The sequence below is a fragment of the Dongia soli genome (assembly GCF_034044715.1).
Lineage (GTDB): Bacteria > Pseudomonadota > Alphaproteobacteria > Dongiales > Dongiaceae > Dongia_B > Dongia_B soli.
In genome coordinates, this window is the sequence record NZ_JAXCLW010000002.1 from 832,018 (window position 1) to 858,252 (window position 26,235).

Annotated in this window: 25 protein-coding genes; 19 read left to right on the forward strand and 6 right to left on the reverse strand. The window is 59.8% G+C overall.

Going from position 1 to position 26,235, the window contains the following annotated elements; translation table 11 throughout:
• Positions 1-23: 23 nt before the first annotated feature.
• A complete protein-coding gene (locus tag SMD27_RS10350; RefSeq protein WP_320508285.1) occupies positions 24-1,307 on the reverse strand; it encodes a hypothetical protein in 1,284 nt (427 codons plus the stop codon).
• Positions 1,308-1,583: 276 nt separating this feature from the next.
• On the opposite strand from SMD27_RS10350, the gene SMD27_RS10355 reads away from it, so the two are divergent.
• Entirely contained in the window at positions 1,584-2,693 is a 1,110-nt protein-coding gene (locus tag SMD27_RS10355) for a mandelate racemase/muconate lactonizing enzyme family protein (RefSeq protein WP_320508286.1), read from the forward strand.
• 67 nt (positions 2,694-2,760) lie between these two features.
• Here SMD27_RS10355 and SMD27_RS10360 read toward each other — a convergent pair whose 3' ends face one another.
• Positions 2,761-3,222 (reverse strand): MarR family winged helix-turn-helix transcriptional regulator, encoded by a 462-nt coding sequence (locus SMD27_RS10360; RefSeq protein ID WP_320508287.1) that lies wholly within the window; start codon positions 3,220-3,222, stop codon positions 2,761-2,763.
• A 206-nt stretch (positions 3,223-3,428) separates the two neighbouring features.
• Entirely contained in the window at positions 3,429-4,448 is a 1,020-nt protein-coding gene (locus SMD27_RS10365) for an enoyl-CoA hydratase/isomerase family protein (protein WP_320508288.1), read from the reverse strand.
• A gap of 223 nt (positions 4,449-4,671) precedes the next feature.
• Here SMD27_RS10365 and SMD27_RS10370 point away from each other — a divergent pair, with 223 nt between their 5' ends.
• The 7 genes from SMD27_RS10370 (at position 4,672) to SMD27_RS10400 (ending at position 12,383) form a co-directional block, all read left to right on the forward strand.
• Positions 4,672-5,985, forward strand: coding sequence for an O-acetylhomoserine aminocarboxypropyltransferase/cysteine synthase family protein (locus tag SMD27_RS10370; RefSeq protein ID WP_320508289.1), 1,314 nt, complete (start codon positions 4,672-4,674; stop codon positions 5,983-5,985).
• Positions 5,986-6,130: 145 nt separating this feature from the next.
• Entirely contained in the window at positions 6,131-7,222 is a 1,092-nt protein-coding gene (hemB, locus tag SMD27_RS10375; protein ID WP_320508290.1) for a porphobilinogen synthase, read from the forward strand.
• 343 nt (positions 7,223-7,565) lie between these two features.
• Positions 7,566-8,834 carry an amino acid ABC transporter substrate-binding protein gene (locus SMD27_RS10380; RefSeq protein WP_320508291.1) on the forward strand — a complete coding sequence of 423 codons (1,269 nt, stop codon included), beginning with the start codon at positions 7,566-7,568 and terminating at the stop codon, positions 8,832-8,834.
• Between the two features lie 219 nt (positions 8,835-9,053).
• Positions 9,054-9,926: a branched-chain amino acid ABC transporter permease gene (locus SMD27_RS10385; RefSeq protein WP_320508292.1), complete on the forward strand. Its 873-nt coding sequence runs from the start codon at positions 9,054-9,056 to the stop codon at positions 9,924-9,926.
• Positions 9,927-9,937: 11 nt separating this feature from the next.
• Complete coding sequence (locus SMD27_RS10390) at positions 9,938-10,924, forward strand: branched-chain amino acid ABC transporter permease (protein ID WP_320508293.1); 987 nt, start codon at positions 9,938-9,940, stop codon at positions 10,922-10,924.
• Positions 10,921-11,673, forward strand: coding sequence for an ABC transporter ATP-binding protein (locus SMD27_RS10395; protein ID WP_320508294.1), 753 nt, complete (start codon positions 10,921-10,923; stop codon positions 11,671-11,673). The genes SMD27_RS10390 and SMD27_RS10395 overlap by 4 nt, the downstream gene beginning before the upstream one ends.
• On the forward strand, positions 11,670-12,383 hold the full coding sequence (locus SMD27_RS10400) for an ABC transporter ATP-binding protein (protein WP_320508295.1): 714 nt from the start codon (positions 11,670-11,672) through the stop codon (positions 12,381-12,383). Before SMD27_RS10395 ends, SMD27_RS10400 begins: the two co-directional genes overlap by 4 nt.
• 14 nt (positions 12,384-12,397) lie before the next feature.
• Here SMD27_RS10400 and SMD27_RS10405 read toward each other — a convergent pair whose 3' ends face one another.
• The 3 genes from SMD27_RS10405 to SMD27_RS10415 are packed head-to-tail and all read right to left on the reverse strand — an operon-like array spanning position 12,398 to position 14,671.
• Positions 12,398-12,625, reverse strand: a complete 228-nt coding sequence (locus SMD27_RS10405) for a hypothetical protein (protein ID WP_320508296.1) — start codon at positions 12,623-12,625, stop codon at positions 12,398-12,400.
• Between the two features lie 11 nt (positions 12,626-12,636).
• Positions 12,637-13,491, reverse strand: a complete 855-nt coding sequence (locus SMD27_RS10410; protein WP_320508297.1) for an alpha/beta fold hydrolase — start codon at positions 13,489-13,491, stop codon at positions 12,637-12,639.
• 28 nt (positions 13,492-13,519) lie between these two features.
• Positions 13,520-14,671, reverse strand: coding sequence for a type III PLP-dependent enzyme (locus SMD27_RS10415; protein ID WP_320508298.1), 1,152 nt, complete (start codon positions 14,669-14,671; stop codon positions 13,520-13,522).
• 233 nt (positions 14,672-14,904) lie between these two features.
• On the opposite strand from SMD27_RS10415, the gene nthA reads away from it, so the two are divergent.
• The 11 genes from nthA to aguB all read left to right on the forward strand — a co-directional run bounded on the left by nthA (position 14,905) and on the right by aguB (position 25,990).
• Complete coding sequence (gene nthA, locus SMD27_RS10420; RefSeq protein ID WP_320508299.1) at positions 14,905-15,549, forward strand: nitrile hydratase subunit alpha; 645 nt, start codon at positions 14,905-14,907, stop codon at positions 15,547-15,549.
• Positions 15,546-16,208, forward strand: a complete 663-nt coding sequence (gene nthB, locus SMD27_RS10425) for a nitrile hydratase subunit beta (protein ID WP_320508300.1) — start codon at positions 15,546-15,548, stop codon at positions 16,206-16,208. Before nthA ends, nthB begins: the two co-directional genes overlap by 4 nt.
• A complete protein-coding gene (locus SMD27_RS10430; RefSeq protein WP_320508301.1) occupies positions 16,195-16,593 on the forward strand; it encodes a nitrile hydratase accessory protein in 399 nt (132 codons plus the stop codon). Before nthB ends, SMD27_RS10430 begins: the two co-directional genes overlap by 14 nt.
• Positions 16,590-18,899 (forward strand): penicillin acylase family protein, encoded by a 2,310-nt coding sequence (locus SMD27_RS10435; RefSeq protein WP_320508302.1) that lies wholly within the window; start codon positions 16,590-16,592, stop codon positions 18,897-18,899. Before SMD27_RS10430 ends, SMD27_RS10435 begins: the two co-directional genes overlap by 4 nt.
• Complete coding sequence (locus SMD27_RS10440) at positions 18,896-20,191, forward strand: threonine ammonia-lyase (protein WP_320508303.1); 1,296 nt, start codon at positions 18,896-18,898, stop codon at positions 20,189-20,191. Before SMD27_RS10435 ends, SMD27_RS10440 begins: the two co-directional genes overlap by 4 nt.
• A 111-nt stretch (positions 20,192-20,302) precedes the next feature.
• Positions 20,303-21,163 carry a flagellar motor stator protein MotA gene (motA, locus tag SMD27_RS10445; protein ID WP_320508304.1) on the forward strand — a complete coding sequence of 287 codons (861 nt, stop codon included), beginning with the start codon at positions 20,303-20,305 and terminating at the stop codon, positions 21,161-21,163.
• An 18-nt stretch (positions 21,164-21,181) separates the two neighbouring features.
• Positions 21,182-22,201, forward strand: coding sequence for a flagellar motor protein MotB (gene motB / locus SMD27_RS10450; RefSeq protein ID WP_320508305.1), 1,020 nt, complete (start codon positions 21,182-21,184; stop codon positions 22,199-22,201).
• Positions 22,202-22,316: 115 nt separating this feature from the next.
• Positions 22,317-22,826 (forward strand): RDD family protein, encoded by a 510-nt coding sequence (locus SMD27_RS10455; protein ID WP_320508306.1) that lies wholly within the window; start codon positions 22,317-22,319, stop codon positions 22,824-22,826.
• Between the two features lie 110 nt (positions 22,827-22,936).
• A complete protein-coding gene (locus SMD27_RS10460) occupies positions 22,937-23,677 on the forward strand; it encodes an arginyltransferase (protein WP_320508307.1) in 741 nt (246 codons plus the stop codon).
• A gap of 180 nt (positions 23,678-23,857) precedes the next feature.
• On the forward strand, positions 23,858-24,961 hold the full coding sequence (locus SMD27_RS10465; protein ID WP_320508308.1) for a TRAP transporter substrate-binding protein: 1,104 nt from the start codon (positions 23,858-23,860) through the stop codon (positions 24,959-24,961).
• 153 nt (positions 24,962-25,114) lie between these two features.
• A complete protein-coding gene (aguB, locus tag SMD27_RS10470) occupies positions 25,115-25,990 on the forward strand; it encodes an N-carbamoylputrescine amidase (protein WP_320508309.1) in 876 nt (291 codons plus the stop codon).
• Positions 25,991-26,235 lie beyond the last annotated feature (245 nt).

Below are 26,235 nucleotides of genomic sequence, written 5' to 3' on the forward strand. Positions count from 1 at the left end.
GCGGCTCAATCGCTTTTCGATCTTTACTGCGGCAGTAGCGAGCGAATGAAGTGTTCGACTTCGTGGGATGCCTTTTTCGCCGGATCGACCTTGGAGTGCAGGGAAAAACGCTCGAGCTGCTTTTCGCGCGACCCCTTCGGCGCCAGCGTGCCGTTGATCGCCTGTTCGAGCAGTTGGTGCAGCTCCGTCGGTGATTGCGGGAAATAGCAGACCTGTTGGTCGAGCGGATTCTCGAAATGCATCAGGCTGCGATGCTGATCGCGTTTCGAATCTGCCCAGCAAGGAACAACGACTGCCGTTTCCGCAAGCAAAGCTTCGAGAACTGCCAATGTGTTGTAACCGATGACGATACGGGAATCGGCCAGCAGCTGGGGCAATGGCAAATCGGCGCTGACGACAAGCCCGGAGGAGGCATAATTAGGATCAATCTCCCCAAGCCAGACCTCATCGCGCTTCTTTTTTAGCTTGACGACGAATTGCAGATCGCCGTTCGGGTGTTGCGTCCGATAGGCCCTTGCCAGACCTACAAATTCTCGGAACACATCGGCAAAATTTTGCGCCGCATATTGCACCGCCTGGGGATCGGCATAGGACATCAAAGTCAGTGATTTACGCTCTGCGGCAGGTTTCAATGGCTGCTCGAGCCAGGCATCGTAGCGAGGCCAGCCCGTCGCGCGCACCTGCGCCTTGTCGAGGGAGCCGCAGGCACTCAGGAAGTCTTCGCAGCGTTGTGACGCAACAGCACAACCGGCACCGATGAAGTCGAACTTTGCGCGGCGATAGACATCCGTGACGTATTCGCGGCCACGTCCAATGCCATAGCTTTCCCGCGATAAGACCAGAAAAGGAATGCCCATCTTCCGGCAGGCCAGTTTCAGGGCTTCATCCTGCCAATAATCGGTGTTTGCCGCCATGACGCCATCGATCTTGTGGTGATCGGCGGCTGCCGCCAAAAACGCGCAGCCAAACCGTTCTAAGAGGGGCGCTAATTTGCGAGCGTCTTGCGTCAGGTCATAGGCCAAGAAGGTTTGCCGCCGCCATTGCGGCTTGACCCAGGCATTCTGGAACTTCTTGACTCGGGTGGCACGGACCGTCACCAGATTGAGGTCGGTCCAGCGCCGCATTTCAGCAAGATCTTTTTTGAACAAGGCACGATCCAGACAGAGGATGGTGGGCCGGCCTGCCCGCCAAGTCGTCCAGTCGATCCTGTCGGCCAAGCGTTTGGCGGATCTTTCCACACCGCCAGTAAGTGAGTCGATAGCGCCGCGAAGAGTGTAATAGACGTCTAGCATGATGCCGCTGTTCATATGGAAAATATGCGTCGATCTCTAGCGGTGCGGTTCAAAGAGGTCAATAAGCCCCCAAGTCATGCAGCCGCCATGACATATTATTTGCCTAACCTAATCTATAACGGGAAATATTGTAAATATTTTCTATCCCTAGTTTCCTTTATACTGGACCAAAAACTCCGTCATCAGAGACCGCGAACTCATGAGAAAATGAGAAAAACGGCGTGGAAAAGATCTAATGCGGGCGGCACAGTATCAGCCGAATCTACATAAGTCTGTCAGTCGGGCATCAGCATGAAAATCACCAAGATCGAGATCAGCCATCATCGCTTGCCGTTGGACCCGCCGTTCCGGGCGAGCTGGGATACCCGACCGCGGACGCAGTTTGATGCGGTCATTACGCGGGTGGAAACTGATGAAGGACTCGTCGGGATTGCCTCCGGCGATATGATGGTTGGATTTGCCGGACATGAGCATCTTTTCATCGGCCAGGATCCGATGGCGATCGAGCGGCATTACCGAGTGATCAATAATATCAACTTCCATTATGGCCGCTGCTGGCCGCTTGATCTCGCTTTGTGGGATCTCGCCGGCAAGATCACTGGACAGCCGGTCTGGCGCCTGATCGGTGGGCTTAACAGCAAGGTCCGCGCCTATGCCTCTTCAGGCACCTTGCGCAATCCGACAGAAATGGCCGAGCTTGCCCAGCGTTTCCTTGCCCAGGGGTTCCAGGCGATGAAAGTCCGCTTCCATCGAGGCGACTGGAAGGATGATATCAAGGCGCTCGAGGCCGTCCGCAAAGCGGTGGGCGACCAGCTCACCCTGATGGTCGATTGCAATCAGGGCTGGCGCATGTCCTGGGACACCGCGACACCCTGGACGCTTAAAGACGCGGTCCAGGTGGCACGTGAGCTTGAGCGTCTCAATGTCTACTGGATGGAAGAGCCGCTGCATCGCGGCGACCACAAGGGGATGGCGGAATTACGCCAGATGGTCGATGTGCGGATCGCCGGCGGCGAGATGACCCGCGAGCTTTACGAATTCCGGATGCTGATCGAGAACCGGGCCCTGGATATTCTGCAGCCAGATGCCGCGCTGGTCGGCGGCATCACGGGTCTGCGGCGAGTCGCCATGCTGGCAGCGGAACATAACACCACCTTTACCCCGCATACCTGGACCAACGGCATGGGTGTCGTCGCCAATGCCCATTTAACGGCCGGGCTGACCGACGGATTGTTTCTGGAATTCCCGTTCGATCCGCCGGAATGGAGCCTGGAGCGACGCGATTTCATGATGGCCGAGACCTTCAAGGTCAGCAGCGACGGCTGGATCCAGCTGAGCGACATGCCTGGCCTGGGCTATGAGCTCGATGAAGAGATGCTGAAAAAGACCCGGATCGGGTAAGCATCAAGACGAGGCAAATAGGAAGGGCCGCTTCGCAGCGGCCCTTCCTCGTTTCAGACGTAAAGCGTTAAGCCGTGCGCATGGCGTAGTTCAGCCCATGGCCCCAGAAGCGTTCCAGCTTGCGCAGGGTCGTGTTCACATGTTCCAAATCGCTCTGGCTGGCGACCTCATTCGACATCGCCTTCAGATGCCGATCATACATGTCATGCATGCGGTCGCAGACGACGAGCGCCTTTGGCGAAAGCTTCACATGAACGGCCCGGCGATCATGCGCTGAACGTTCCTGTAGAAGATAACCATTCTCGACCATCTTCTTGACATTATAGGAAACATTGGAGCCGAGGTAGTAACCCCGATTGGTCAATTCGCCCACCGACAAGGTGTCCTTGCCGATATTGAACAAGATCATGGCCTGAACGTTATTCAGATCGCGAACTCCCTGGCGATCCAGATCCGCCTTGATCACTTCAAGGCATTCCCGATGTAGTCGCTCAATCAGCGAGATCGTCTCGAGATAAGCCTGTTTCACCCTATCGTACTCCGACTTGAAAGGAGGTCGGCCCCCATGGCCAATTCCCTGCTCTACAGCCGCGCAATCGACTCGCGACCGTCCCCGCGATTCAGCCCGCTACGCTAGGCTTTTGCCGTAAAAAAGTGGTTAATTTCACTCGTCTTCGACGTGTCCGGAAAAGCTAGCCTAAATGGGCAGCTAGCGGATTCGGCTCGAAGTTTAGATCAATTTCCGTCGAAATACAGCTCCGGTTCATCCGATAACGGAGCGAAGTATTCCTCAATGACCGAATTGGCAATCTTCCCGATCTGCGTTTCTTGCCAGCGCGGCGCACCGTCTTTCTCGAGGAACTGGGCCCGGATGCCTTCGAATGGTTCGGGTCGACGCAGCAGGCGGCGAGTGATGCGGTATTCGGTCTTTAGAACCTCTTCCAGCGGCTTTCCCTCGGCGCGGGTCAAATGGGCAAAGGTCAGGAGCAGCGACAAAGGTGAGCCACGCATGATCTGGCCTAAGATGTCCCGGAAGCCCTGTTCCGAGCGGGAAGACAAGACGGTCAGGATTTCCGAGAGGGATCGCTGGCCGAAGCAGCGGTCGATCTCAGGTTGAATCGCGGCCAGGGGAATTTGTGACGGCTGGATGGCAAGTTCGTCCACATTACCGGCGCCCAGCAAATCGATCCGTTCGGGCGGCACCAAATGCGTGCCTAAACCGGCATGCAGCATACCTGGAGCGCGGATTTCCATGCCGGTCAGCCCCAGGAAGAATCCAATCTTGCCGGGGCACCGATTGAGGTAAAGCCCGGCCCCCAGATCGGGCATCAGGCCGATCCGGCATTCCGGGGAGGAGAACACAGAAAGCTCCGACACCACCCGGATATTCGCGGCCATGGCGAGACCGGAGCCAAACCCCATCACAATGCCGTTGATCAAAGCGATGGTTTTCTTGGGATAGGTCGCAAACAGGTGCACTAGGCGATATTCGGCACGCAGGAACGCTGCCAGGGCAGCCTGATCGCCGGCAGCCCCTGCCTGATGGATCACCTTCAGATCGGCGCCGGTAGAAAATGATCGGAAGCCATCCCCGCGAAGCATCACCGCCTTGATGCGGTCGTCCTGCCGCCAGCGCCGGAGCTGCGTATCCGCGGCCTGGATCATGTCCAGATCGAAGGCGTTCAGCGCGAATGGCCGGCTGATGGTGATGGTGCCAAGGCCCTCGGCCTCGGAAATCTGGATTGCGTCGCTCAAGATCGGCAGGCTCCATCGCGGAAATGGCAGTGAGTTCATTGCGCCACGTTCGCCATGACGCATCGCCGACGGTCTTTTCGACCAGCCGTTCCGATCCGTCAAGCGTTACCTCCGGCATTTTCTCCCAGGCCCGCCTTAGAGAGACCCGCGCGAGTTTTGCCAGCTTGACAGGTAAGTCGGCGCCTGCACCGATTGACCCCTCAAAGACCGCTGGAGATCGATTATGACGGCCAATAGCAAGAATCCCGAAACCATCGTGCTGCATGCCGGCCATCGCCGCGACACGGCGACCAACGCCGTAGCCGTGCCGATTTACCAGACAACCTCCTACCAGTTCGATGACACGGCCCATGCCGCCAACCTGTTCGCCTTGAAGGAGTTCGGCAATATTTACACCCGCATCATGAATCCGACGACCGACGTGCTGGAGAAACGTCTGGCGGCATTGGAGGGCGGTGCGGCGGCCCTGGCCGTCAGTTCCGGCCAGGCGGCCTCGGCGATGTCGATCCAAAACATCGCGCGGACCGGTGACAATGTGGTGAGTTCGACCGATCTCTATGGCGGCACCTGGAACCTGTTCGCCAATACGCTCAAGGATCAGGGTATAGAGGTACGTTTCGTCGATCCGGCCGATCCGCAGGCCTTTGCCCGAGCGACCGATGACAAGACCCGCGCCTATTATGCGGAGACTTTGCCCAATCCGAAGCTGAAGGCTTTCCCGATCCGCGAAGCAGCGGAGATCGGCCGGAAGTTCGGTGTTCCTTTGATCATGGATAATACCTCAGCGCCGATCATCGCGCGTCCTCTGGATCATGGTGCCGCCATCGTTGTCTATTCGACCACCAAATACATCGGTGGCCATGGCACATCGATCGGTGGCGCAATCATCGATGGCGGCAATTTCGATTGGGCGGCCAATGCCGCGCGCTTCCCCGGTCTCACGCAGCCAGATCCCAGCTATCATGGCGCCATCTGGACCGAAGCGGTGAAACCGATCGGCCCAGTCGCCTATATTATCAAGGCGCGTGTCACTTTGCTGCGCGACCTCGGCAACGCCATGAGCCCCTTCAACGCCTTCATGTTCCTGCAGGGATTGGAGACCCTGCCCCTGCGGATGCGCGAACATTGCCGCAATACCCAGGCGGTGGCCAATTTCCTGAAAGACCATCCGGCGGTGACGCAGGTGATCTATCCAGGACTACAATCGGGCGAGGATTTACGGCGAGCGGAGACCTATCTGTCCGGCGGCTTCGGCGGCCTGCTCGGCTTCGAACTGACCGGCGGCCGTGAGGCCGGCCGCCGGTTCATCGATGCGCTGCAGCTTTTCTATCACGTCGCGAATATCGGCGATGCCCGCAGCCTGGCGATCCACCCGGCCAGCACGACCCATTCCCAATTGACGTCTGAGGAGCAAGCCGCAACCGGCGTAACCGAGGGCTATGTCCGCCTGTCGGTCGGACTGGAGCATATCGACGATATCCTCGCTGATCTGGAACAAGCCCTGGCTGCGGCGACCTCCGCCAAGGCCGCGCAATAGGTCGGTTTCAGCGACCGTTCCAGATCCACGCTGCGACAATCGGCCCGCCTGGACATAGCAGGCGGGCCGTTCTTGCATATGGAAGTTTACGCCCTGCCCCGATACATTGCCATTCAGAGACAGCATTCCTGATCGGGACCTTTCCATGAGCGCCGGAAAAAAGGCCAAGACAGCCAATCTGAAATCGGAAGCCGCGGACAAGCAGCAGGTCGAGCGTCTGTCCTCCCTTCCCGCACAGCCCCAGCCGGTCGGCCAGTTTCCGCGGATCAGAATGCGCCGGAACCGGGCCGATGACTGGTCACGGCGGATGGTGGCGGAGCGGCGCCTGGGCCCGCAGGATTTCATCCTGCCGGTCTTCGTGAAGGAAGGTGGAGCCAAGCGCGAGGCGATCGATGCCATGCCCGGTGTCAGTCGCCACACCATTCCATCGCTGATTGAGCTGGCGGAGCAAGCCGCTGAACTTGGCATCCCTGCCCTTGCCTTGTTTCCCGTGGTGCCGCGTGAGCTGAAAAGCGGCCAAGCGGAAGAAGCTTATCGTGAAGACAATCTGTGCAACCGCGCGGTCGCCGCATTGAAGAAAGCGGTGCCGGAGATCGGCCTCATCTGCGATGTGGCGCTGGATCCTTACACCGATCATGGCCATGATGGCGTGATGGAAGATGGCGTCATCCTCAATGACGAGACGATCGATGTGCTGATCCGCCAGGCGCTAGGCCAAGCGGCGGCCGGCGTCGATGTGGTTGCACCGTCGGATATGATGGACGGCCGCATCGGCCGTATTCGGGACGCGCTCGATGCCGCCGGTTTCCAGCATGTGCGCATCATGTCTTATGCCGCGAAATATGCCTCTGGCTTCTATGGCCCGTTCCGCGAAGCCGTTGGCTCGAAATCAGCGCTGGGCCGCGGCGACAAGCGTACTTATCAGATGGATCCGGCCAATGGCGATGAAGCCCTGCGCGAATGCGCGCTCGATGTCGCCGAAGGGGCCGATATGCTGATGGTAAAACCCGGCCTGCCCTATCTCGACATCGTCCACCGCGTGAAGCAGGAATTCAAAATGCCGGTCTTCGCCTATCAGGTCAGTGGCGAATACGCGATGATGAAGGCGGCTGCGGCTAATGGCTGGCTGGATAATGACCGCGTGGTGCTGGAAAGCCTGATGTGCTTCAAGCGCGCTGGCGCTGATGGCGTGCTGACCTATTCCGCCATCGAGGCTGCGCAGTTGCTGCGCAGCTAGTTGCCCCGGGTGCTGAAGAAGGCCTGTCAGGTCTGCTTCCAGAGCCTTCCTGAAGTCCGCGGTTGAGAGGGAAGCGAGCCTGACTGAATAAATATCCGCCGACACATCGACATCCGCATCGGTGGGTCTCGCTTTCGCTCTTGCATTTGAGCCGAACGGACATTGCGAAACCTGCGCGCGGCCGCGGATGAGAAACAACTCTCTCGAGACTGGATTTTTTCGCTTAGTGAACTACCACTAACAATTGACACCCCCCACAAGTAATTCTTGTCGGGCCTCAGGACATGTGCTGGTATTAAGGAAAATGCAGTTTCCAATCTGATAACCGGATAAGGGAGTTCGCATGATGTCCACCAGCACCAGGGGTTTTTCACGTCGCCGTTTCCTTGAAGGCGCTGCAATAGCAACCAGTACATTGGGGATGCCTTTCATTCGAACGGCGCGCGCCGATGCACCAACCTTCAAGGCAGGCGTCATCACCTCACTGTCAGGTGAGAATATTCTCGGCGGCAATCTGACCAAGCGCGGCTATGACCTATGGGCCGACGCTATCAATGCCAAGGGTGGCGTTGAGGTCGCCGGTGAGCGCTTCAAGGTGGAAATGTTCTATGGCGACGACCAGAGCAATCCCGCGACGGGCGCCGATGCGGCTGAGCGACTTATCGTGCAGAATGAGGTCGATGTCCTGTTCGGCCCATATACCAGCGGCTCGACCATTGCCGTGCAGCCGATCTGCCAGAAGTACCAGGTGCCGATGATCTCCGGCTCGGCAGAATCGCCGAATGTGTGGAAGGCAAAGCCCGAATTCAACTTCGGCATTATTCCTGCGGTTGATATCACGGCCGGCAAATCACTGGGTGTGCTGGCCAAGACGGCGAATCCGACGCCCAAGACCATCGCCGTGATTGGCGTCAACGAACCTTTCTCCAAGGAAACCGGCGAAGGCTTCCGGGACGGCGCCAAGGAAGCGGGGCTCGAACTCGTGGCCTATGAGCTTGTGCCCGCCGAAGGCGATCTCACTCCGGTCATCTCCAAAATCTCGGCACTCAAGCCCGACATGGTCGCGGTGGGCGGACACGAGGAACCCCTGATCAACGTGGTCAAGACCTCGAAGTCGCTGAATTTCCGGCCGAAATCGCTGATCATGCATTACGGCGTCACCGATCCTGCCTTCGCCCAGGCTTTGGCCGCAGATGCGGACGGCACCTGTGGTGTCGTCGTCTGGCTGCCGAGCGTGCCCTACAAGGACGACCTTTTCGGCACAGCCAAGGACTTCGCTGAGATGGCACAGAAAAAGTCCGGCCACGAGCCCGATTATACAGAAGCCGGCTGCGCGGCCAGCGGCCTCGTTTTTGGCGATGCCGTCAAACGGCTGGGCAAGAAGCCGGGCCTCAAGCCGGAGGACCGCGTGGCGCTCAAGGATGCCATCACCGAAACGGATCTTCATACCTTCTATGGGCCGATCAAGTTCGAGAAGGACGGCGATCATTTTCACGACAACATTCAACCCGTGCCGGTGCTGGTCCAGATCCAGGGTGGCAAGACCGTCGCGGTGGGACACGAAGCAGGCGCAGGTGCAGCGCTGACCTACCCGCTGCCGGCATGGAAGTGATATCGGCACACAAGTGACGAGGATGGCCGGGAGGCAGAGCCCTGCCCTCCCGGCTTCGTATCCTGCGGCTTCAGGAATTTCCGGAACCTTTAGCGTCATCGGGGATTCTATGCAGCCTGCGGATCGGACCAGGCGGTTGTTCGCATGAAGGGTATTTGCCCGAATCAGGCTTTGCGTCATCCTGTCCAGTAAGCAATCTAAACCGAGGAACGGGGACAGTTGGATCTCTTACTGCAGACCTTGCTCAACGGGCTCTTGATTGGCGGCGTCATCGCCACCTTCACGATCGGGTTTCAGCTCACCTTCGGCGTGTTGCACGTCATTGATTTTGCCGTGGGTGGCTGGGTGGTGCTGGGTGGCTATCTCGCTTACTACATGACCGCCCTGCTGAAACTCGACGGCTTCTTCGCCATACCGGTGGCGTTTCTGCTATTCGGCGCCATCGGTTATCTCATCGGGCCAATCCTCTACAATGTCCGCAACAGTCGGACGGCCCGTCCCGAACTGATGGCGCTGGCGTTGACCTTCGGCCTATTTACCCTGCTGCGCGGTGGCATGCTGACTGTCTGGGGCTTCAACACCCATACCGTACCGACGGCATTAAGCGGCGAAAGCCTGGCGGTCGGGCCAGTAACCGTGCCCATGATCCGCGTTGCCGCAGCTGTCTTTGCCATTGTCATTGCCGGCGGGCTTTTCCTGTTTCTTTACCGCACCCGCTATGGGCTGGCGATCCGTGCGACGGCAGAGAACCGCCAGAACGCAGCGCTGATGGGCGTGAACATCCGGCGCCTCAGCGCCAACGTCTACGGTCTCTATGCCGGCATTACCGCAATGGCCGGCGTGCTGATGGCCGCGATCTTCTCCGTCAATCCCGAGATCGGCCTCCGCTACACGCTGTTCGCCTTCTTCGTCGCCGTGCTGGCGGGCTTAGGATCGGTCGGCGGCGCTTTGGTGGCGGCGCTGATGCTCGGCGTCATCGAAGCCTTCGTGTCGACCTATGTCGGGTCGAGCTATTCGCTGCTGGCGATCTTCGCCACGCTATTCCTGGTGCTGCTGGTGTCCCCGCGCGGGATACTCAGGCGTGGTTTGTGAGGCGGCAAGATATGAAATCACACTGGGCCGACCTCATAATCCTAGTCGTGGTGGTCGTCGTGCTGGCACTGCTGCCCGTACTGGTCAATAACTACTGGCTGCGCATCGCCACCGGCGCGCTGATGTGGGCGGGATTGGCCTGTTCGTGGAACATGCTGGGCGGCTATGCAGGCTACATAAATTTTGGCCAGTCCGCATTCTTTGGCTTGGGCGCCTATACCACGGCGCTGTTGATGGGCGATCCGATAAACCTGCCTTTCTTCGCCACCATACCCGCCGGCATCGCGGTGACTGCGATCTGCGCCATCATCATCGGCGCCCCGACACTGCGCCTGCGCGGCGCCTATTTCGCCATCGCCACCTGGGCTTTCGCCGAGGCACTGACCCAGTTCGCCAATGTCATGGACTTCACCGGGGGGATCGGCGGCCTCAACCTGCCTCCCTTTCTGAACGAGCGCTTCTTCTATTTCACGATGTCCGGTGCGGCGGTGCTGACCTATCTCGTCACCTGGGCGCTGTTCGAGCATTCCCGCTTCGGACTGAAAGTCAAGGCGCTGCGCGACCATGAACCGGCAGCCGAGGCGATGGGGATCAACACGTCGCTGGTGAAGCTGCAGACCTTCGTGTTGAGCGCCGTGACGGCTGCGGTATTTGGCGCGATCTTCGCCTACTGGGTCACCTTCATAAATCCCAAGAGCGTCTTCGGCGGGGACATCACAGACCAGATGGTGGTGATGGTGCTGCTGGGCGGCCTGGGCAGTCTGAGGGGGCCAGCCATTGGCGGTATCGGCCTGTTCGTCGTCAGTCGTCTGATCTGGATGCGCTGGGGCGACACGGCGTTCTATATCGCCATCCTGGGCGCGGCGATCGTGCTGGTCGTGCTGTTCCTGCCCAATGGCATTGCCGGTCTTTTTGCCCGGCGGCCGGCCAAGTCGGTCACGGTCCTGGATAAGGCTGCCGGCAAGCTTGCCGGCACTGGCGAGGGAGGCCGCAATTGAACACGGCGACGACTTCCTCCCCGCCGAGCCAATCGTCGGACCCGATCCTGACGGTGCGCGACCTCTTTCGCCAATTCGGCGGCATCAAGGCTGCCGATGGCGTCAATCTGGAGGTTGGCCGGTGCGAGATCGCCGGCCTCATCGGCCCGAACGGTTCGGGCAAATCGACCCTGTTCAGCCTCGTTGCCGGCACGGTAAAGCCCGATAGCGGCCAGATCCGCTTTGACGGGCGTGAGATCGCCGGCATGAACGCACATCGGATCGCCCGGCTGGGACTGGCTCGCACCTTTCAGATTCCCGCCATGTTCGACAACATGACCGTAACGGAAAACCTGCTGGCGGCGGCGGCGCAAGGCCACTGGCACGGCGCGAAAGACCGAGCGGCCGAGACGCTCTCCCTGCTCAAACTTGATCAGGTCGCCCAGAACCGCGCTTCCGATCTTTCCGGCGGCCAGCAGAAGCTGCTGGAGTTTGGCCGCGTCGTCATGCGACAGGCCTCGCTGATCCTGCTCGACGAGGTAACCGCGGGCGTGCATCCCAATATCCGCAAGATCATCCTCGACGCCATCGCGCGGCTGCGCGAGCGCGGCATCTCCTTCTTCATCATTGAACATGACATGGAAATGGTGCGCAACGTATGCGACCGCATCATCGTGATGGATGCCGGCCGCGTCGTGACAAGCGGCGCCTTCGAGGACATCGTGCGCGATTCCGAAGTTATGCAGACCTATCTGGGACGGCCGCAATGAGTACGCTCGCCGCCGAAAACATCGTCACCGGCTACGGCAAGCAGGAGATCGTCCACGGCGTGTCGTTGACTGCCGAGGCCGGCAAGATCACCTGCATCTTCGGGCCGAACGGATGCGGGAAATCCACCCTGCTCAAGGCGATTGCCGGGGCATTGCCCGTGTGGAGCGGCACGGCCAGCCTGGAGGGCACAACGCTTTCGAACCTGGCCGTGCATGAGATCGTTCGGCGAGGCCTCGTGCTGATGCCGCAGGGCGGCGGCGTGTTCCCGCGCCTGACGGTGATGGAGAACCTGCGCATGGGCGGCTATGCCATTGCCGATAAGCGCGTAGTGGAACGGCGCATCGAGGCGCTGATCGATCAGTATCCGTCGCTGGCGCGGCGGCGGCGCACGGCGGCGGGATCGCTTTCGGGTGGCGAGCAGGCGATGCTCTCGCTCGCACGAGCATTGGTCTCCGAGCCGCGCTTCATCTTGCTGGACGAGCCGTCGGCCGGCTTGTCGCCAGCCATGGTGATCGAGACGCTGGAGCGCATCACCGGGCTGATCGCCCAAGGCATTGGCATATTGATGGTCGAACAGAACATCCGCGAGGCCATGCCCATTGCCGACAAAATCTATATTCTCGCCGCGGGCGAGAAACGCTTTGAGGGCACGCCAAGCGACGTGCGCGACGACCGCCAGATCATGGATATCTATATGGGCGGCGTTTAAGCAGCCGTGATCATCTACGCCGCCGCTGCTGCGGTCAGGAACTGACGAATAGCCACGCGCGGCATCAGGAGACGCAGCCGCCGGTATTTCGACCAATCGATATCGCGAAAGATCGATGCCGGGATCCATGGATCATTGGCAGCGTGAATGAGCAGGGTCGGCCGGTGAATCCCGCCCAGCAAAGGCTTTGCCGAAGACCGCCGGTAGTAGTCATGCGCGGGGATATCGAAGGATTCCGCCATCGGACGCTCCTTCAGCGATGGTCGGCCAACCAGCTGCGGACGATATCGATTTGATCGTCGCTCATCAGGGCCGGAGCGTGACCGATATCCGGGAATGCCACGAAACTCGCTCGCGGGCCACGCTCAGTCATCGCCTGCGCCGTTTCGGCCGAGAGAATGTCGGAGTCAGCGCCGCGGAGAACAAGAACCGGACAGGCAATGCGGTCCCAAATCGACCAGAGATCGACGTCGGCAATGCCGAGCTTCACATTGTCGGCAATGCGCGGATCGTAAGCCAGGCCGAAATTACCATCGGTCAATTTCCGGCTGCCGTAGAGCGCCATATGTGCCCATTGCTGATCCGTCAGCGGACCGAAGGGTGCATGGATCTTACGCAAATGCCGCTCCAGCGCTTCGACCGAGGAAAAACGATAATCCAGCCCGACATAATCCGAGATGCGCTGCAGCGCGGCCTTGCCGATGAAAGGACCGATATCGTTCAACACCAACCGCTTGATTGGCGTGTTGGGTTGTGCTGCCAGCAGCATGCCGATCAACCCGCCCATCGACGTGCCGATCCAATCGATGGCATCCACCTGCAACCGTGCGATCAGGGCGGTCATGTCCGACAAATATTGCGGATAGCCGTAATCGGCCGAATTGGCGAGCCAGTCGCTGGCACCGCGGCCGACGACATCCGGGCAGATTACCCGGCCGTGATCGGCTAAAGCGGCGGCCAGCCGATCGAAGTCATGGCTGTTGCGCGTCAGCCCGTGCACGCAGATGGTGACGGGTCCGGCGGATGACGGATCGCCCCAGTCGAGAAAAGCGACATGATGAAAACCGGCCGAACTGAGGCCGAGAAACCGATCTTGTCGTGCTGTCACCGGGCGCGGCGTCATCAATCAAGGTGCATCAGCGCTGTTGCGACAAGGGCTCGTCATGCACTGTCACCAGCGTTTCGGGATAGAAGCCATTGAAACGGGTGGCTAGCGCATGGGAATACGCGCCGACGCGATCGATCTCGATCCAATCCCCCTCCTCCACATCCGCCGGCAGGCTGAAAGTCGATGGCAGAACATCAAGCGAGTCACAAGTCGGCCCGTTCATGGTGAACTCCCGCATCTCGGTTGAAGGCTCGCCCTTCAACCGCAACAGCCGGGCCGGCAGACGGATGCCCGCATCCACCATTTCCGACAACGAGCCGTAAATGCCATCATTGATGTAGAGCTGATCATCCTTGCGCAACTGCACCTGCACGACCAGCGAAATGCCATGTGCAACCAATGCCCGGCCGGGCTCGCACATCAGCACGCAGTCGCGGCGCAGGCGCAAAGCCTTCACCCCTTCCTCGATCTCGTGGATAAAGTCCTCCAGTGGCGGCATATTGGTGCCGATATATTCCGCTGGGAATCCCCCGCCGATATCGAGACCGGCGAGATCGACCTTGGCTTTTTCCATCACCTCGCCAACCAGCCTCAGTGCGACGCCATAGGCGCCGGGAACCACGCATTGCGATCCCACATGAAATGCGATGCCGACCTGGCAGCCGCGTGACTTCGCTTCCCGCAACATTGCCGCCGCTTCGTCGGGCTCGGCGCCGAATTTTGCAGAGAGATGATAGAAAGCACCTTCGACAGGTGGTGTCTTAACCCGGACGAAGATCGTGACGCCTTCGCCGCCATCGGTTTCATCTAGAATCTTATCCAGCTCGCGCGGGTGATCGATTACATAGGTATCGACGTTGTAGACTCGTGAAGCCGTGCCGATGACGGCGCGCCCCTTCACCGGATGCATGAAATAGCAGGCTGCATCGGGAAAGCCTTCGCGCACCTGGGCGATTTCCGGCAACGAGGCCGTGTCGAAATGACGGATGCCGGCGCGGTACAGCGCCTTCAACACTTCCGGATGGGGATTGCATTTCACCGCATAGAGCACGCGGCCGGGAAACAGTTCGAGAAAACGCTTCACCGTATCGGCGATAACCTTCGGACGCAGACAATAGACCGGGTAACTCGGGGTCAGTGCCTCCACCATGGCGCGCACTGTGGGAAATTCCTTGGCCATCCTTAGCTTTAAACCTCCGCTGCCAAGCTGGGACGATGCGACCGGCCTGACCCTGAATTGCACCATAAACGGCGGAAAAGCTGCACCTTCTGAATCGGCTTTTAACCCATCGATTTGGACTTGTCATCCTACTGGATAGGCGTAGCCGCCCTTTGCAGCTTCGGATGGACGATTATATGACAATCGGCGCAGTCCAGATTGTCAGACCGGCCGGACGGGATTAAGCTCGTTCCATGACACAGCATGACGATCATCACCATCACGATCATACGCATGACGAAGCTGGCTCGGCTCTCTCGGACATCGCCTTGCGGGTTCGGGCGCTGGAAACGGTCCTGTCGGAAAAAGGCTATGTCCAGCCTGGCGTGATCGACGCCATCGCCGAAACCTACGAGACGAAGATCGGGCCGCGCAACGGCGCGCAGGTCGTTGCCAGGGCCTGGAGCGATCCCGAATACCTGGAACGCCTGCGGCAAGACGCCACCACCGCGATCGCCGAGCTTGGTTTCGTGGGCCGGCAGGGCGAGCATATGGTGGCGGTTGAGAATACGCCGACGCAGCATAACCTTGTCGTGTGCACCTTATGCTCCTGCTATCCGTGGCCGGTTCTTGGCCTGCCGCCGGTTTGGTACAAATCGGCACCCTATCGGGCCAAAGCGGTCATCGATCCGCGCGGCGTCCTGGCCGATTTCGGTGTGACCCTGCCGGCGGAAACCAAGATCCGGGTTTGGGATTCAACGGCGGAGCTCCGCTATCTGGTCATCCCGATGCGGCCGGCCGGCACCGATGGTTGGAGCGAAGAAAGGCTGGCCTCCCTGGTCACCCGGGATTCCATGATCGGCGCCGGCCTGGCGTTGCCGGCGGGAGAAGGTGCATGAACGGGGCGCAAGATCTCGGCGGCATGATGGGTTTCGGGCCCGTTCTGCCCGAACCGAATGAGCCGGTTTTCCACGCCGATTGGGAAAAGCACACGCTGGGCCTCACACTGGCCGCCAGTGCGCTGGGCGAATGGAATATCGATATTGGCCGCCATGCGCGCGAGAGCCTGCATCCGGCAGACTATCTGTCCTCGAGCTATTACGAGATCTGGTTCAAAGGCTTGATAAAGCTGCTGGCCGAGCGCGGGATGCTGACGCCGGCCGAATTGGAGGCCGGCCACAGTTTGCAGGCCCCGGCCGCGACCAAACGTCCGGCCCTCGCTGCGGCTCATGTACCTGCGGCCCTGACCACAGGTGGGCCTTGCGATCGTCCGGTCGAACGGCCCGCCCTGTTCTCCGTCGGCGAGAAGGTGCGTACCCGTAATATGAACCCCGTCGGTCATACGCGGCTGCCGCGTTATGCCCGCGGCAAAACCGGCATTATCGAGCGCGTGCATGGCGGCTTCGTTTTTCCCGATACCAATGCGCATCGCGCCGGTGAAAATCCGCAATGGGTTTATTCCGTGGTCTTCACGGGACCAGAGCTCTGGGGCGACGGCGCGGATGCCGGCTTGACGGTCGCTCTTGATTGCTGGGAATCCTATCTTGAGCGTCTCTAAGCAATCTGCTCCCGCTGATCCTTCGATTCTTGCCGCCTTGCCGACAATACCGCGCCAAGGTGATACGCCAGTTTTCCAGGAACCGTGGCAGGCGGAAGCCTTCGCCATGGCGGTTGCCTTGCATGAAGGCGGGCTTTTCTCCTGGAGCGAATGGGCGGCTGCGTTGGCGAAGGAAATCAAGGCAGCGCAAGCTGCAGGCGATCCTGATCTGGGCGACAGCTATTATCGGCATTGGCTGGCAGCGCTCGAGCGGCTGGTCGTCGAGAAGAACATCGCCAGCAGGCAGCAATTGGACTTGACCAAAACGGCCTGGGACCGCGCTGCCCGGGCGACGCAGCATGGCCAGCCGATCCTTATCGAGAACGACCCAGACCGGATTCGATGACCTTACGTCATTGGATCCTGAGCCTGGCACTTGGCCTGGTGCTGATCGTCGCGATTGCGATCGGCGGTGGCTATCTCTGGCTGCGCAGTTCCCTGCCGCAGATCGACGGTGACATCACGGTTGCCGATAAAAATTTACAGCACAGCGTGACCATCGGCCGGGACCGTTACGGCATGGTGGAGATCAGAGCCGAGACCGACCAGGACGCTGCTTTCGCCCTAGGCTTCGCTCATGCCCAGGACCGGCTGTTTCAGATGGATTCGATGCGGCGATATGGCAGTGGCCGCCTTTCGGAGATCATTGGCCCGGCCATGCTCGCCACTGACCGCAGGATGCGCATCCTTGGCCTGCAACATCAGGCGGAGGCGCAGTATCAATCGGCAAGCGCCAATCTGCGCCATCTGCTCGATGCCTATGCTGCCGGGGTCAATAGTTTCGTGACGCAGCAACGCGGCGCATTGCCACCGGAATTCCTGCTGTTGCGCTATCGGCCGGAACCCTGGTCGCCGGTCGACAGTCTGATCTGGGGACGCTTGATGGCGTTGCAGCTCAGTGGCAATTGGCGCGACGAATTATTCAATGCGCGGCTGGAGCAAAAGGTACCGCCCGCGCTATTCGATCTGTTGACCGATCGTACTTCGCAATCCGCATCGATCGACTGGCTCGGACGCAGCCGGGCTGCATCGAACAACTGGGTGATCTCCGGCAAGCTGACGGCGTCAGGCAAACCGATCCTCGCCAATGATCCACACCTTGGCCTGACTGCACCATCCCCCTGGTATCTTGCCCGCATCGTCACCCCGGGCCGCGTTTTGACCGGGGCAACGGCGCCGGGTCTCCCGTTGCTGGTCATCGGCACCAACGGCAAAGTCGCCTGGGGCTTCACCACCACGACCAGCGACACCGAAGACGTCTTCGACGAACGTTTAAGCGCCGATGATCCGACGCGATACGACACGCCGGACGGCCCCAAAGCTTTCGAAACACGGGATGAACGGATCAAGGTCAAAGGCGAATCGGATGTCGTGCTGACGGTTCGTCACACGCGGCATGGGCCGGTCATCAGCGATGCCGGCGACGTCTCACCCGAGCCCGGCCATGTCCTGGCCTTGGGCTGGGCCGCCTTGCAACCGGGTGACCGGACGCCGGATGCGCTCTTAGCCATGAACCGTGCGGCGAATGCGGCCGATTTCGAAAAAGCGTTACGCGATTTTGCTGCGCCGCAGCAGAATATTGTCTTCGCCGATGTCGCGGGCGAAATCGGCTTTGTCGCGGCCGGCAGGGTTCCGATCCGGCGGCAGCTTTATGACAAATCCCTGCTGCCAGTTCCCGGTTGGACCGGCGCGACGGATTGGACCGGTATGATCGATTTCGATGCCTTGCCGCAACTGCACGACCCGCAAGCGGGTTGGATCGCGACGGCCAATAACGATGTCTCCGCCTATGCCAAAGGTGGTTTCTTTGGTATCGGCTGGGACAGCGATGCCCGCTATCGGCGGATTGCCAACGTTCTGACCCAGTCGTCGAATCCGCTCGATTTGCTTCAGACCGTGAAGCTGCAGAGCGATATCGAATCGACCCCATTGAGAGATGCCGTACGCTCCTGGCTGCCGCAAACGACTGGCGGCGCACATGCCGATATCGTCGCTGCACTTGGCGCCTGGGACGGCCGGATGGATCGCCAGCGGCCGGAACCGCTGATCGCGACCGCATGGCTGGATCATCTGGCGCGTCGTATCTTGGCCGATGATCTTGGCCCGCTTTTTGACGATTGGTGGTTCTGGCAGATCGACAGTCTGCGGCACGTGATGTCGGAGCAAGCCTGGTGCGACGATAGCAGGACGTCCCCGGTCGAGACCTGCCGGCAGCAGGTCGACTTGGCATTGAACGATGCCTTGGAGGAGCTCACTCAACATTACGGCGCGAATTGGCGGAAGTGGCAATGGGGTGATGCGCACCGCGTCAGCTTCGCCCATCCGATCTGGCGAAATGTACCCCTGCTGCGGGACTGGCTCGATGCCAAGCTGCCGACCGACGGCGACAATGCTACGGTTTCGCGCGGCTCGCCGCTACCCTCGCAAGGTGACGGGCTCTATCCCCATATCCACGGCGCGACGTTACGCTTCGCGATCGACCTGGGCAAACCTGATCAGCCGCTTTTCGCCTTGGCCGGCGGTCAATCAGGTAACCCGCTTTCTTCCCATTACGACGATCTGCTGACGGCATGGCGGGACGGCGATGTCCGGCCTATCCTGCAATCAGTGACACACCAGATAACCCTCAAACCAGCAACCAGCGTGCAATGATGACCGTGCCGTCGACCGACCCTGCCTCTGCGACCTCCGCCGCGACCTCGCAAACTCCGGCTCAACACGTTCCGGACCTTGCCGATATCCGCGAGGCTGCCAAGACCATCGCCGGCGAAGTCGTGTTGACGCCTTGCGTCCAGGCCCCCCGCCTGGCCGCCCAGCTCAGTGTCGCTGATCTGTACCTCAAGTTGGAAAACCAGCAGTTTACCGGCTCGTTCAAGGATCGCGGCGCGCTCAACAAGCTTAAAAGCCTGACTCCCGAGGAAGCCAAGCGCGGCGTCATTGCCATGTCGGCCGGCAATCATGCACAGGGTGTCGCCTATCATGCCCAACGGCTCGGCATTCCGGCCACCATCGTCATGCCGGAAGGCACACCTTTCACGAAAATCGAGCGCACCGCCAGTTTCGGACCGCGGGTCATCCTGCAAGGCGAAGGCATCGATGCTGCCGCGACCTATGCGCGGGAGGTTGCGGCCCAGGAGAATCTTGTTTTCGTCCATCCCTACGACGACCCCTATATCGTTGCTGGACAAGGCACGGCGGGATTGGAGATCCTGGAGCAAGCAGGCGATCTCGATTGCCTGATCATTCCGATCGGCGGGGGCGGCTTGATCAGCGGCATCGCCACGGCGGTGAAGGCATTGAAGCCGGAGATTGAAATCTACGGCGTCGAATCGGCACTTTATCCCTCGATGCATCATGCGGTGAACGGCCTCGCCCCGGCCAATGGCGGTCAGACCATCGCCGAAGGCATCGCCGTCAAATCACCGGGCGCCCTCACCCGCAGCATCGTCGAGCGTCTGGTGAAGGATGTGCTGCTGGTCGATGAAATCGCCCTCGAACGGGCGGTACATATGCTGGTCGAAACCCAGCGCATCGTTGCCGAAGGCGCCGGCGCTGCCGGCCTGGCAGCGCTGATCGCTTATCCCGAACTGTTCCAGGGCCGCAAGGTCGGCTTGGTGATCTGCGGCGGCAATATCGATGCGCGCGTCTTGGCTCAGGTCATGATGCGCGGCCTGGTGCGGGAAGGCCGCATCGCGACCCTTCGGATCGAAATTGCCGATCAGCCGGGCGTGCTGGCAAGCGTTGCCAAGCTGATCGGATCGACCGGTGCGAACATCATCGAGGTGCATCATCAGCGCATGTTCTTCGACCTGCCGGTCAAGCGCGCGGATATCGATGTTTCCTTGGAAACTCGCAATCCGGCCCATGTCGACGATATCATCGCCCGGCTGAAGGAAGCCGGATTCCTCACGCGTCGCCTCTCCAGCCATTCCACCGAAGGGTGAGTCCGGCAGGTTAATTTTCGCAATTTCTGGTTCCGCAGCCTAACCAGTTTTTAACTAACTTGGTTAATCTTGGCCTAGTCTTTCAATCCTTGGGTTGCCGGAAGCAGATTCATGCTGATTATCATTGGCGCCGTTGTCGTTCTGGGCTGTGTTGCCGGCGGTTATCTTATGGCCGGCGGCCATTTCATCGTCCTGCTGCAATGGAACGAGTTCCTCATCATTCTTGGGGCGGCCACCGGTGCCTTTATCACCTCAAATACAAAAGCCAATATCAAACAGACGCTTAAGGGCCTGAAACGCGCCCTCAAGGGGCCTTCATATAAGAAATCAGATTACGTTGAGCTGCTCAGCGTCCTTTATCAGGTTTTCAAGGTCGCCAAGACCAAAGGCATGCTGGCGCTGGAACAACATGTCGAAAAACCGGATGAGAGCCAGCTTTTCGGCCAGTTCCCCAAATTCCAGGGCGATCACCATGCCATGGAATTTCTGTGCGACTATTTGCGCTTGATGACCCTCGGCACGGAAAATCCCAATGAGGTGGAAACCCTCATGGATGCCGAGCTTGAAACCCATCATGAGGAACTGCACGGCGCAACGCATGCGCTGCAGACCATGGCGGACGGCATGCCCGCGCTCGGTATCGTCGCCGCCGTGCTCGGCGTTATTCACACCATGGGCTCGATCACCGAGCCGCCGGAAGTGCTCGGCCACCTGATCGGCGCGGCGCTCGTCGGTACTTTCTTCGGCGTGTTGTGCTCCTATGGCTTCGTGGCTCCTCTGTCAAACGCAGTCAAAGGTGTCGATGAGGTCGATGCCAAGTATTACCAGTGCATGAAGAACGGCATGCTAGCCCATATGCAGGGCTATCCGCCGGCCGTCTCGGTGGAATTCGCACGCAAGGTGATCAACTCGACGGAACGCCCGACATTCTACGAGGTCGAACAGGCCGTCAGCACCCTCCCGCCGATCTGACCGGGCTGAGCGATCGCCGTGGCCGACGAACGTCCAATCATCATCAAGCGGATCAAGAAATCCGCACCCGGCCATCATGGCGGCTCGTGGAAAGTCGCCTATGCCGATTTCGTGACCGCGATGATGGCATTCTTCCTGCTGCTGTGGTTGTTGAGTGCGGTCACCGAGGAACAGAAGCGCGGCATTGCCGATTATTTTCGGCCGACTCTGGCGCCGCAGGAAAACCAGGGCCAGACCATCATCCTGGAGGGCCAGCCGGCCATCATGCAGGCGACCCAGGGCTCCACTGGTGCTGAATCGGATGTCGATGCCGACAGCGAGGGCGCCAATACAAGCGACGGCGCCGCAAACAATGCCGAGCCGGCGAAGAATACCGAAAAGCCGGTCAGCGAAGAAGAGGCCCGCGACGTTGTCGCCAAGGCTGAGCAGAAGCAATTTGAACAGGTGAAGCTGCAGATCCAGGAAGCGATCAAGCAGTCGCCTGAACTGCGCGACCTGCAGAACAACCTGCTGATCGACCAGACACCGGAAGGCCTGCGCATTCAGCTGATCGATCGCGACAAGGTTTCCATGTTCGCCTCAGGCAGCGCGGTGATGAACCAGCGCAGCCGCGACTTGCTGCAGAAGGTGGCACAAACCATTCGCAGCTTGCCGAACAAATTGTCGATCTCCGGCCATACCGATGCAGCGCCCTATGCCGGCGTGAACGGCTATACCAACTGGGAGCTCTCCAGCGACCGGGCGAACGCCTCGCGTCGCGGTCTGGTGGAGGACGGCATCGATCCGAACCGGGTGCAGGCAGTCAATGGCAAGGCGGCCACCGAGCCGCTCGATCCGAAAGATCCGCTGGCGCCCTCCAATCGACGCATCAGCATCATCCTGCTGCACACCGTGCCGCCGGTTCCCCAGACGCAAGGCCAGCTCCAGAACGACCGCAAACAGCGCGAGGCGGCGCAACGAGCGGCCGCCATCGGCGACCCTGCCGCCCGCGCCAATGTGCCCAAGATCGTTCCGCCGGCAACATTGCAGAAAGAATAAGGGTGTTTGCGGAACGGTCGCCTGGCTTGGCTTCGCGCTGAAAATGCCCCTACTTGCGATCAGGTCCGATCTTGCCAATATGAAGCTCATCCGATCCAGTTGACGGCAGATCGACGTGAGCGAGCGACCATACTCTTCCATCATCCTGCGGCCCGGTTCATCCGATGCCCCGACGACCGAGGCATTGCAGCGGCCCGAATTGTTCGAGGGCATCTTGTTTCGGCGCTGCATGGCCTTCTTCATCGACTGGGTGGTGCTGTTCTGTCTGTTCGCGCTGGGCCACCTGGCGACCTGCACCACCGCCGTCATCACTTTCGGCACGCTGACGCCGATGATGGTCCTCGCCGTCAGCTTGCTGCCGATCATTTACGGCACCTGTACGGTCGGCGGATCATCGCATGCCACACCCGGCATGCGGGCGATGGATCTCACAGTCCGGACTTGGGACGGGCGGCGCCCGGGTCTTATTCAGGCCCTGCTGATGACGATCCTGTTTTATGCGACCACCGTGCCGACCGGAGGCCTGGTCCTGTTGATCGCCCTGTTCGACCGGCGGCTGCGATGCCTCCACGATCATCTGTCAGGCCTGGTGATGGTCCGGCGCAGTGTCATCGGCGCGGTCTGACTTCCTGCCAGGCTCCAAAGCTTGCTCGAACGGCACTTGCCGAGACAGGGATGAGACAACGGCTGCGACATGGGCTGGCAGGAAACATTTAATTCTCATAGAATTGCCCTATGAGCGTTTATAGCCGCGGCTTCCCGATCCCTTTCCTGGTCACCACTGAGGTGCCTTGCCCATATCTGCCCGATCGGCAGGAGCGGAAGATCATTACTGAATTGGGCGGTGGGCAGGCGCCGGAATTATTCGAATTGCTCTCCCATGCCGGGTTCCGCCGCAGCCACGGCATCGCGTATCGTCCCGCCTGCCCCGGCTGCCAGGCTTGCGTGCCGGTCCGTATTCCGGTGCGGGATTTTGTCTGGACGCGGTCGCTGCGCCGGATCTGGAAGCGAACAGCGGACCTGACAGCGACAGTCTCCGAGAACATTCCGACCCAGGAACAATACGATCTCTTCTCGCGCTATCTCGAAGCCCGGCATAATGACGGCGAGATGGTCGGCATGGGCCCCCAGGATTACGGCAGCATGGTAGCCGACAGCCCGGTCGACACGCGTCTGGTCGAATTCCGCGATCCAGCCGACCGGCTGATCGCCTGCTGCCTGACGGATTGGGGCGCCGACGGGATTTCCGCAGTGTACAGCTTCTTCGATCCGACCCGCGCTGAAGACAGCCTCGGGAGTTTCATCATCCTGTGGTTGGTCAGCGAAGCCAGCCGGCAGGACCTAGCCTATATCTATTTGGGCTATTGGGTCGCCGGCAGCCGGAAGATGGCTTACAAGGCACGTTTCCAGCCTATGGAAGCTTATGGTCCGGACGGCTGGCAACGCCTGCCCGAAACCGGACCCGGCGGTGTTTGATCCATCCATTCGTTCCCATTTTCCACGGACCATCCTAATTGCCCGCGGCGGTTGCTCGGCTGTTTCATTGCTTGGTCGAGCTTGTTAGGGTATGACCCTGCGCAGGAACAATAATGGCGGCCGAAACATTGAGGCATGTGGAACGGCCTGCCATTCCGACTTGACGGAGGTCATGAGTTTATGAAGCGCCGCAATTTCCTGACAGGTGCCGGGGTGGCCGCCGGCGCTGCCTTGGCGACGTCCTTTCCCAAGCCGACCATCGCGCAGGACAAGATGGAATGGAAGATGGTCACGAGCTGGCCGAAGGGCCTGCCGGGCCTTGCGACCGGCGCTGAACGCCTGGCCGACCGGATCGGGAAGCTGAGCGGCGGCAGGCTCACCGTCAAGGTCTATGCCGGCGGTGAACTGGTGCCGGCTTTCGGCTGTTTCGATGCGGTGTCCCAGGGAACCGCTGAGATGGCCCATGACGCCGCGTATTACCATATCAACAAGATCTCGGCCGCCGGGTTCTTCACCTCTGTTCCCTTCGGCATGACGGCGAATGAGCTGAACGGTTGGATCTATTTTGGCGGCGGTCAGGAATTGTGGGATGAGCTGTTCGCCGCCTTCGGCGTTAAGTCGTTCCTGGCCGGCAATACCGGGGTGCAGATGGGCGGCTGGTTCCGCAAGGAGATCAAATCTCCGAAAGATTTTCAGGGCCTGAAATTCCGGATGCCTGGCCATGGCGGAGAGGCCCTGGCCAAGCTCGGCGCCACTGTGGTGCAACTGCCCGGCGCCGAGATCTTCGGCAACCTGCAGTCGGGCGCCATCGACGGCGCCGAATGGGTCGGGCCGTATAACGACCTGTCGCTCGGCTTCTATAAGATCACCAAGCTCTATTACTGGCCGGGTTTCCAAGAGCCCGGCTCGGCCCTGCAATGCATGGTCAACAAGGGCAAATACGATGCCCTGCCGGAAGAATTGAAGCAGATCGTGGCAGCGGCCTGCGCGGCCGAGAACGACATCATGCTGGCGGAGTTCAACGGCCGCAGCCCGGCGGCCCTCTCAACCTTGGTGAATGAACACAAGGTCGAGTTGAAACAATTCCCCAAGAGTGTCCTTTTGGCCCTCGGTACGGCTTCTGGCGAAGTCATGCAGGAACTGATCGACAAGGGCGACGAGATCACCCAGCGGATCGCCAAGTCCTATTTCAAGTTCCGCCGGGAGGCTAAAAATTACACCAAGATCACTGAAATCGCCTATGCCACGTCCCGCGACCTGAATTTCCGCTATCCGCAGGGCTGAGCGCCATGGTGGCGGTATGGCCATTCGCAAAAGCCGGGTCCAGAACCCGGCTTTTTTTATCGGCGCTAAGCCCTGTCCCTGGCGCGAATAGATGCTTGATCCACCTGCCGATGCCGCTATGAATCAGGGAGTGGGTTTGAGGGAGCAAACAGAATGACCGAAGTGACGGTAGCCGCCACGCAATTCGCGTGCGAGACGTCGATCGAGCGTAACGTTGCCAAGGCGGAGGAAATCGTGCGTCGGGCGGCGTCCCGGGGCGCGCAGATCATTGTCCTGCAGGAGCTCTTCGAAACCCACTATTTTTGCAAGGATGAACGCAAGGCGATGTTCGCCCTGGCGCGGCCGGTCGATGATCATCCCACCATCGCCCGCATGCAGGAACTGGCCCAAAGCCTGAAGGTCGTCCTGCCGGTCAGCTTTTTCGAGCGGGCCAACAATGCCTATTACAACTCGCTGGTCATGATTGACGCCGACGGCGAGATCATGGGGCTTTATCGCAAGTCACATATCCCCGATGGGGTAGGCTATGAGGAGAAGTTCTACTTCAATCCTGGCGATACCGGTTTCCGGGTCTGGGATACCATGTATGGCCGGATCGGCGCCGGCATCTGCTGGGACCAGTGGTTTCCCGAATGTGCAAGGTCAATGGTCCTGCAAGGCGCAGAGATTCTCATCTACCCGACCGCCATCGGAAGCGAACCGCTGGATCCGAAATATTCCAGTGCTGAACATTGGCAGCGTGTCATGCAGGGCCATGCGGGCGCCAATATGGTGCCCCTGGTCGCCAGCAACCGCATCGGCAGTGAAATCGGCGAAAGCTGCTCCCTCACCTTCTATGGCCGATCCTTTATCGCCGATCAGCTGGGCGCGATCGTCGCCGAAGCCGGTGACGAGGAGGCCATCCTGCTGGCCAAATTCGATCTCGACGTGATTAGAACTCAGCGCGCGGGTTGGGGGCTTTTCCGTGACCGCCGTCCCGAACTTTATACAACTCTGATGACATTGGACGGACAGAACTGGACCGAATAAGCACGACCTCGGCGCGTAAAGGAGACTCGTGGCTGTTCTCTTTCCGCTTCGGAGACAAACTCAGATTTTGACAAGAAAAAACCAGTTAACCTGCTTATTTTACTGTATAAAGTGGTAAATACTCTGGTGGCTCAAGCTGTCGGCGAGCACAGCTAATTGACAGTTTTTGTCGAGCAGAGCGAAAATGACCACCGGATGCTAAAACACGCAGAATGAGGTTCGTGGGCCGGCTGGCTGCCGGATCA

Bases quoted from the DNA above. Each gene is read 5' to 3' on its own strand.
- SMD27_RS10350 (WP_320508285.1), bottom strand. From the start codon at position 1,307: ATGAACAGCGGCATCATGCTAGACGTCTATTACACTCTTCGCGGCGCT.
- SMD27_RS10355 (WP_320508286.1), top strand. From the start codon at position 1,584: ATGAAAATCACCAAGATCGAGATCAGCCATCATCGCTTGCCGTTGGAC.
- SMD27_RS10370 (WP_320508289.1), top strand. From the start codon at position 4,672: ATGACGGCCAATAGCAAGAATCCCGAAACCATCGTGCTGCATGCCGGC.
- hemB (WP_320508290.1), top strand. From the start codon at position 6,131: ATGAGCGCCGGAAAAAAGGCCAAGACAGCCAATCTGAAATCGGAAGCC.
- SMD27_RS10380 (WP_320508291.1), top strand. From the start codon at position 7,566: ATGATGTCCACCAGCACCAGGGGTTTTTCACGTCGCCGTTTCCTTGAA.
- SMD27_RS10390 (WP_320508293.1), top strand. From the start codon at position 9,938: ATGAAATCACACTGGGCCGACCTCATAATCCTAGTCGTGGTGGTCGTC.
- SMD27_RS10400 (WP_320508295.1), top strand. From the start codon at position 11,670: ATGAGTACGCTCGCCGCCGAAAACATCGTCACCGGCTACGGCAAGCAG.
- SMD27_RS10405 (WP_320508296.1), bottom strand. From the start codon at position 12,625: ATGGCGGAATCCTTCGATATCCCCGCGCATGACTACTACCGGCGGTCT.
- SMD27_RS10415 (WP_320508298.1), bottom strand. From the start codon at position 14,671: ATGGCCAAGGAATTTCCCACAGTGCGCGCCATGGTGGAGGCACTGACC.
- nthA (WP_320508299.1), top strand. From the start codon at position 14,905: ATGACACAGCATGACGATCATCACCATCACGATCATACGCATGACGAA.
- nthB (WP_320508300.1), top strand. From the start codon at position 15,546: ATGAACGGGGCGCAAGATCTCGGCGGCATGATGGGTTTCGGGCCCGTT.
- SMD27_RS10435 (WP_320508302.1), top strand. From the start codon at position 16,590: ATGACCTTACGTCATTGGATCCTGAGCCTGGCACTTGGCCTGGTGCTG.
- SMD27_RS10440 (WP_320508303.1), top strand. From the start codon at position 18,896: ATGATGACCGTGCCGTCGACCGACCCTGCCTCTGCGACCTCCGCCGCG.
- motA (WP_320508304.1), top strand. From the start codon at position 20,303: ATGCTGATTATCATTGGCGCCGTTGTCGTTCTGGGCTGTGTTGCCGGC.
- SMD27_RS10460 (WP_320508307.1), top strand. From the start codon at position 22,937: ATGAGCGTTTATAGCCGCGGCTTCCCGATCCCTTTCCTGGTCACCACT.
- SMD27_RS10465 (WP_320508308.1), top strand. From the start codon at position 23,858: ATGAAGCGCCGCAATTTCCTGACAGGTGCCGGGGTGGCCGCCGGCGCT.
- aguB (WP_320508309.1), top strand. From the start codon at position 25,115: ATGACCGAAGTGACGGTAGCCGCCACGCAATTCGCGTGCGAGACGTCG.